This window comes from Promicromonospora kroppenstedtii DSM 19349, from assembly GCF_000515355.1.
Lineage (GTDB): Bacteria > Actinomycetota > Actinomycetes > Actinomycetales > Cellulomonadaceae > Promicromonospora > Promicromonospora kroppenstedtii.
Map to the genome: position 1 here is coordinate 8650 of NZ_KI911641.1, position 6566 is coordinate 15215.

The 6566-nt window shown below is 72.0% G+C and carries 7 protein-coding genes and 1 pseudogene; 4 read left to right on the plus strand and 4 right to left on the minus strand.

The features are described from left to right. Positions 1 to 451 (plus strand): HAD-IC family P-type ATPase (locus PROKR_RS07765; protein ID WP_157601965.1); only part of this gene is annotated, 451 nt, incomplete at its 5' end. A gap of 12 nt (positions 452 to 463) precedes the next feature. Here the strand turns inward: PROKR_RS07765 and PROKR_RS07770 are convergent. Genes PROKR_RS07770 through PROKR_RS07785 form a run of 4 tightly spaced genes read right to left on the minus strand, consistent with a single transcriptional unit; the run spans position 464 to position 3111 of the window. Then, the gene (locus PROKR_RS07770; protein WP_036961597.1) at positions 464 to 1267 is read right to left on the minus strand and encodes an ABC transporter permease; all 804 of its coding nucleotides are present in this window, start codon (positions 1265 to 1267) and stop codon (positions 464 to 466) included. Then, entirely contained in the window at positions 1264 to 2109 is an 846-nt protein-coding gene (locus tag PROKR_RS07775; RefSeq protein WP_036961600.1) for an ABC transporter ATP-binding protein, read from the minus strand. Before PROKR_RS07775 ends, PROKR_RS07770 begins: the two co-directional genes overlap by 4 nt. Beyond that, a complete protein-coding gene (locus PROKR_RS07780) occupies positions 2109 to 2408 on the minus strand; it encodes a transcriptional regulator (protein ID WP_036961930.1) in 300 nt (99 codons plus the stop codon). The genes PROKR_RS07775 and PROKR_RS07780 overlap by 1 nt, the downstream gene beginning before the upstream one ends. Beyond that, complete coding sequence (locus tag PROKR_RS07785) at positions 2401 to 3111, minus strand: hypothetical protein (protein ID WP_157601956.1); 711 nt, start codon at positions 3109 to 3111, stop codon at positions 2401 to 2403. The genes PROKR_RS07780 and PROKR_RS07785 overlap by 8 nt, the downstream gene beginning before the upstream one ends. Before the next feature lie 184 nt (positions 3112 to 3295). Here PROKR_RS07785 and PROKR_RS07790 point away from each other — a divergent pair, with 184 nt between their 5' ends. From PROKR_RS07790 to PROKR_RS07800, 3 genes and pseudogenes are all read left to right on the plus strand, one after another. After that, positions 3296 to 4798, plus strand: a complete 1503-nt coding sequence (locus PROKR_RS07790) for a S10 family peptidase (RefSeq protein ID WP_036961604.1) — start codon at positions 3296 to 3298, stop codon at positions 4796 to 4798. A 54-nt stretch (positions 4799 to 4852) separates the two neighbouring features. Then, a complete protein-coding gene (locus PROKR_RS07795) occupies positions 4853 to 5650 on the plus strand; it encodes a CPBP family intramembrane glutamic endopeptidase (protein WP_036961606.1) in 798 nt (265 codons plus the stop codon). A 106-nt stretch (positions 5651 to 5756) separates the two neighbouring features. Beyond that, a pseudogene (locus tag PROKR_RS07800) lies at positions 5757 to 6566 on the plus strand (TIGR00374 family protein); the annotation flags it as partial.

Consider the following 6566-nt stretch of genomic DNA (forward strand, 5'->3'; position numbering starts at 1 on the left):
GGGCGCGGCCCGCGTCGCCGCGCGGGCCGTGGGCATCCCGCAGGAGGACGTGATCTCGCGGGTGCTGCCCGCCGACAAGGCCGTGGTGGTGGCCCGGCTGCAGGCTGAGGGCCGCACCGTGGCGATGGTGGGCGACGGCGTGAACGACGCCGCCGCCCTGGCCACCGCCGACCTGGGCCTCGCGATGGGTACCGGCACCGACGTGGCGATCGAGGCCGGTGACATCACGCTGGTCCGGGGCGACCTGCGGGCCGCCGCGAGCGCCGTCCGCCTGTCCCGTCAGACCCTGCGGGTGATCAAGCAGAACCTGTTCTGGGCGTTCGCGTACAACGTCGCGGCGCTCCCGCTGGCGGCGGCCGGGCTGCTCAGCCCGATGATCGCGGGCGGGGCGATGGCGGCGAGCTCGGTCCTGGTGGTGGCGAACTCGCTGCGCCTGCGCCGCGCCGGATGACCTGAGCACCGCTCAGCGGAAGCGGCGCCCCTCGTCGCTGCGGTAGGCCAGGATCGCCAGCACCGCGAACAGCACGGTCCACCCGGCCAGCACCGGGAGTGCGAGCGCGTACGCGTCCAGGCCCGTTGTCGCCTGGACCAGCAGGTCCCGGCCGGCGCGGGTGGGCGTGGCCTTCGAGATGGCGTCCAGCCAGGCGGGGAACGCCTGGGGCGGCAGGAACAGGCCGCCCGCGAAGGCCAGCGGGAACAGGATGACCTGCACCACGGGCAGCGCCGCCTTGGCCGACAGCTTGTACCCGATGGCCATGCCGAGCAGCACGAACGGGACGGACACCGCGAGGATGGTCCCGATGCCGGCGAGCAGCTGGCCGAACGTCAGGGCGGCCGCGGTGAACAGCCAGCCGATGAGGATCAGCGGCAGCAGGCCGAACAGCGAGAAGATGCCGCCGTTGAGCACGCGGGCGACCATCTGGGGCCCGGGCCCGGCGGGCAGCGACCGCAGGAACGGGTAGAAGGGGAGCTGCCGGTCCTCGGCGACGCCCAGGCCGTAGGTGAAGAGGCTGGCGGAGCAGATCGCGAACAGCCCGAGGCCGGCGATGGCGATGGTCGCGTACAGGGGGTTGCCCGCCACGGACTCCTGCGGCACCACGAAGAAGACCATCGCCAGCGACGGGAACAGCACGTTCCCGAGCACCGCGATGGGGACCCGGACGGTCTCCAGGAACTGGTACTTGAGGTGCAGCCAGGACAGCCTCCAGAACGACTGGGTCTGCCCGGCCGGAGTATCGGGCCGGGTGGTGCTCGTGGTCGCGCTCATCGCGCTGCTCCTTCGTTCGTCGCGTCGACGAGCTGGCCGAACGCCTCCTCGAGGGAGGCGCCGCGGATCTCCAGGTCCTTGAACTCGGTGCCGGAGCGGACCAGGTCGCGCACGAACGCGTCGGAGTCCGCGACGAGGTGCTCCTGGCGCACCCCGGCGGCGTCGGTCAGCTGCACGCGACGCGCGCCGACCTTGCCGAGGATCTTCTCCAGGGAGTCGTCGGCGAGCACGGTCCCGCGGTCGATGACGACTACCCGCTCGGCGAGCGCCTGGACCTCCTCCAGGTAGTGCGAGGTGAGCAGCACGGTGCCTCCGCTCGCGTGGTACGCGCGGATGGCGTCCCACAGCGCGGTGCGGCCGGACACGTCGAGGCCGGTGGTGGGCTCGTCGAGCAGGACGACGCTGGGCCGACCGACCAGCGACAGCGCCACGGCCAGCCGCCGCTTCTGCCCGCCGGACAGCGAGCCGGTCTGCCGGTTGGCCAGGCCGGCGAGGCGGAACTGGTCCAGCAGCTCGGCCGTCGGCACCGGCTCGGGGTAGTGCCCGCCCACGAAGTCGACCACCTCGCGCACGCGCAGCGTCGCGGGCAGGCCGGTCTCCTGCGGGGTCAGGCCGAGCACGGTGCGTGACCGCGCGTCGCGGGGGTCGTGGCCGTTCAGGCGCACCACCCCGGTGTCGGGCCGACGCTGGCCGCTGACCAGCGACAGGAGCGTGGACTTGCCGGCCCCGTTGGGTCCGAGCAGGCCGACCAGCTCACCGTGCCCCACCTCCAGCGAGACGTCGTCGAGGGCCACCACGGCGCCGAAGCGCCTGGTCACCCCGCTGACCTCTACCGCACTCATCACTGTGCTCCCTTCAGAAGATCCATCAGTGCCGCCTGGTAGTCCGCGAACGCGGTGCGGCCGTTGTCGGTGAGGGCCAGGTACGTCACAGGCGTCCTGCCCTCGTGTGTCTTGGTGACCCGTACATACCCGGCGTCCTCCAGCTTGCGCAGGTGGGTCGACAAGTTTCCGGCGGTCATGTCGAGCAGCTTGCGCAGCTTGGGGAAGGCGACCTCGTCACCGCGGCCCAGGGCCGCGAGCGAGGCCACGACGCGCAGCCGGGCGGGCGCGTGGATGACCGGGTCGAGGTCCTCAGGCACGCCGCACACCGCCCTCCGATCGGCGCCGCGCCCGGAGCACCTGCTCGACCGCCACCATGACCAGGAAGCCGCCGCCGCCCGCGACGGCCATCACCAGGTAGGTGGTGGGCATCCCTGCGAAGGCCGCGAGCACCGCGGCGACGAGCATCCAGCCGCCGACGAGAGCCATGCGGTTCTCCTCGAAGAGCAGCCCGCCGGCGATGTACATCAGGCCCACGATCACGCAGGCGAAGCCGTTCGCGGCGATCGCCATGATCTCGGGCGACGCTCCGGCGTTGCCCATCGCCCCCAGCACGACGCCGAGCGCGGTGAACGCGAGGAACCAGGTCCAGCCGTACAGCGCCCCGACCCGGGCGCTCGTGCCCCGGGTGCCCGCGGTCCGGGTGATGCTGTGCACGATCGTGAACGTGGTCGCGCCCGCGATGCAGCAGGCGAACACCCACCCGGCCCACGGCGCGGGCGAACCCGTCTCGCGGGCCGTCGTCCACATGGCCAGGTACCCGATCACCCAGGCCAGGCCCCACGCGCCGAACAGCAGGCGCCCGTCGGGCTCGGTGGCGTCGCGGGCCGCCTCCTGCTGCTGCCGGATCAGCCGCAGCGTCCCGGCGGGGTCGAGGCCCGCGCCGTCGGCCGGGCGTCCCGGTTCCGCGGAGGCGCTCGGCCCCTCGGCAGGCTCAGGAGGGCGCGTCGGGTCGGTGGTCATGGTCATCGCCTCTCAAACTGGTTTGTACTGCAAACCAGTTTGCCGGACAGCCGGAGCGGCGCGCAAGGGGTTTTGGCCCCGCTCTTGCAGTCCCTTTCGAGGCCCAGGTCTTCTTCGCCTTGGTCCGGCTCAAAGCGAAGAAAACCTGGGCCTCGAAAGGGAGGGGTCGGGATAGGTTCCTCGGGTGACCGACGAGAAGCGCACCAGCACCGAACAGCCCGAGGCGACCAAGGCGTCGTCGGACGGGGCACCGCCGAAGATGCCGGAGCCCGCCGACGACCTGGTCACCACGCGGCACACCCTCCACACCCCGGACGGCGACCTCGCCTACTCCGCCACGACCGGCCGCGTCGTGCTGCGCCAGGAGTCCGTCAAGGACGAGAAGTACGACGGCCGCAAGCCCAAGGCCGAGGTCTCGATCACCTACTACACGCTGGATGACGCCGACGTGACCAGCCGCCCGGTGACGTTCGCGTTCAACGGCGGCCCTGGCTCGTCGTCGGTGTGGCTGCACCTGGGCGTCCTGGGCCCGCGCCGGGTCGACTCGGGCGACGTCGGCAACCTGACCGCGCCGCCGTACGGGCTGATCGACAACCCGGAGACGCTGCTGCGGGTCTCCGACCTGGTGTTCATCGACCCGGTCTCCACGGGGTTCTCGCGCGCCACCGAGGGCGAACAGGCCAAGCCGTTCCACGGCTTCACGGGCGACATCGAGTCCGTCGGCGAGATCATCCGCCTGTGGACGAGCCGGAACGACCGGTGGATGAGCCCCAAGTTCCTGATCGGCGAGTCCTACGGCGGTACACGCGGCGCGGCGCTGGCCGAGTACCTGCAGCAGCGGTTCGGCATGTTCCTCAACGGCGTCATGCTGGTGGCCCCGGCGCTCAACATGGAGGCGCTGTTCGACGGCGAGCACTCCAACCTGCCGCACCCGCTGTTCCTGCCGGTCTACGCGGCGACGGCGCACTACCACGGCCTGCTCGGCGACCGGGCGCTCGACGACGTCGTGACCGAGGCGCGCGACTGGGCCGAGACCTACGCCTCCGTGCTGGCCCGCGGGGCGCGCGTGCCCGACGACGAGCGGGCCGCCGCCGTCACGAAGATCGCCGCCCTGACCGGGCTGAGCGAGGACTACGTGGACCGCGCCAACCTGCGCCTGGAGCACACCCGGGTCTACGCCGAGCTCCTGCGGGCGCGCCGCCTGGTCACCGGCCGCCTCGACACCCGGTTCACCGGCCCGGCGGACCACTACATCCACGAGCAGATGCCGTACGACCCGTTCCTGACCGCGACGTCGGGCCCGTACACGGCGGCGCTGCACCACTACCTGCGCGGCGAGCTCGGGTACGAGCACGACGCGATCTACGAGGTGCTCTCACGGCACGTGCACCCGTGGTCGTACAAGGAGTTCGAGGGCAAGGCCGTCGACGTCGCCGACAAGCTGGCCACGGCGATGATCCTGAACCCGCACCTCCAGGTGCACATCGCGATGGGCCGGTACGACGGCGGCGTGCCCGTCGAGGCCATCGAGTACAGCCTCGACCAGATGGCGATCCCGGCGTCCTACCGCGAGCGCATCGAGACCCGCGTCTACCCGGCGGGCCACATGATGTACATCCACCCCGAGTCGCGGGTCGCCCAGTCGGCAGACCTCGCGGACTTCGTGCGGCGGGCCTCGAACCGCTGAGCCACCGCGTGGCCGGCTGCCGGACCGCCGGCCACGCGGGGTAGGTTCCGGAGCGTGACCGTGACCGAGCCGCCCCTCTCCCGCCGCCGCACCATCGCCGAGGTGTGGATAGTGCTCGGGCTGAGCCTGGGCCAGTCCGGCGTGTACGCGCTGGTCAACATCGTGGCCCGGCTGACGGCGGGGACGCCGCTCGCCGAGCAGACCGCCACGCTCAACGCGAGCCAGTCCGAGCGCCCGTACCTCGACCTCGTCTACCAGCTCCTGAGCATCGGGTTCGCGCTGGTGCCGGTGGCCCTGGTCCTGTACCTGCTCAGCGCGAACGGGCGCAGCGTGACACGCAGCCTCGGCCTGGACGGGTCGCGCCCGTGGCGCGACCTCGGCTGGGGCGTCGCGCTGGCGGCCGCCATCGGTATCCCCGGTCTGGCCTTCTACGCCCTGGGCCGCGCGGTCGGCATCACCGTGGAGGTGCAGGCCAGCGCCCTGGACGCGTACTGGTGGACCGTGCCGGTGCTGCTGCTCAGCGCGTTCCAGAACGGCCTCCTGGAGGAGGTCATCGCCGTGGGCTACCTGTACGAGCGCACGCGGGACCTGGGCTGGAACCGCGTGAAGTTCGTCGTCGCCAGCTCGCTGCTGCGCGGCTCGTACCACCTCTACCAGGGCATCGGGCCGTTCATCGGCAACGTCGTGATGGGCGTCGTGTTCTCGTGGTTCTACACCTCGCCCCGGTTCCAGCCCGAGGGGCGGCGCCGGATCATCCCGCTCGTGGTGGCGCACACGCTGCTCGACGTCGTCGCGTTCGTGGGCTACGCGCTCGTGCCGGCCGAGTGGCGTGAGGCCCTCGGGATCCGGTGAGGAGGACCGGACGGGCGCTGGGGGTGCCGTCGACCTGAACCGGATATTCCGGGCGCGGTAGCGGCTCCCCGGTCAAGCGAGCCTCAACGGCTCTAGAATCGCGAGCATGTCCAACTCGCGCACCGGCCGGGCTGACCCCGGTGCCGAAGTGTCCGGCGGACCGGAGGCAGTGCCCTTCGAGAGCGGCCTGGTCCGGGTCGTCGACACCCCGGAGGACCGCGTACGCCACCCCCGCGCGCTGGTCTGGATGATCGCGTGCGCGCTGGGCACCGCGGGCGTCATGTTCCTGTCGGTCGTCGCGCACGGCACCACGGCGGGCGTCACCGAGGACGTCCGGAGCTTCAACGACCTGCTGGCCGCGATCCTGTTCGTGCCGGTCGCGGTGCTGCAGGGCCTGGTCATCCTGTTCGCCCCGGTGGCCGTCATGATCGAGCTCGGCGTGCGGCGGCTGGGCCGGCAGATCGTCGAGTCCATCGCCGCCGGCGTCCTCGGCCTGCTGATCGGCGTGCTCACCACGTTCCTGGTGCGCCACCTGGGCTCGGACGAGCTGGTGCGCGGCATGTCCGTGTGGGAGCGCGGCACCGGCTACGTGCTGACCATCCCGGAGTTCGCCGTGGCGCTCACCGCGATGCTCACGGTCGCCGGGCCGGCCACGCGGCGCCGGACCGTCCGTATCTCGTGGAACCTGATGTTCCTGGCCCTGCTGATCGTGCTGATCACGGGGCAGGTGTCGCTGCCCGGCACCCTCGTCGCGCTGCTGCTGGGCCGCCTGGCAGGCTCGACCGTGCAGTACGTGTCGGGCATCCGCAGCGAGCGCGCCTACGGGGCCGACCTGGTCACGGCCGTGCGGCGCGCCGGGTTCGCGCCGATCTCGCTGGCGCGCGTCCGCGCCCTGTCCGACGGCGGCCAGGGTGCC

Bases quoted from the DNA above. Each gene is read 5' to 3' on its own strand.
- PROKR_RS07785 (WP_157601956.1), bottom strand. From the start codon at position 3,111: ATGACCACCGACCCGACGCGCCCTCCTGAGCCTGCCGAGGGGCCGAGC.
- PROKR_RS07770 (WP_036961597.1), bottom strand. From the start codon at position 1,267: ATGAGCGCGACCACGAGCACCACCCGGCCCGATACTCCGGCCGGGCAG.
- PROKR_RS07775 (WP_036961600.1), bottom strand. From the start codon at position 2,109: ATGAGTGCGGTAGAGGTCAGCGGGGTGACCAGGCGCTTCGGCGCCGTG.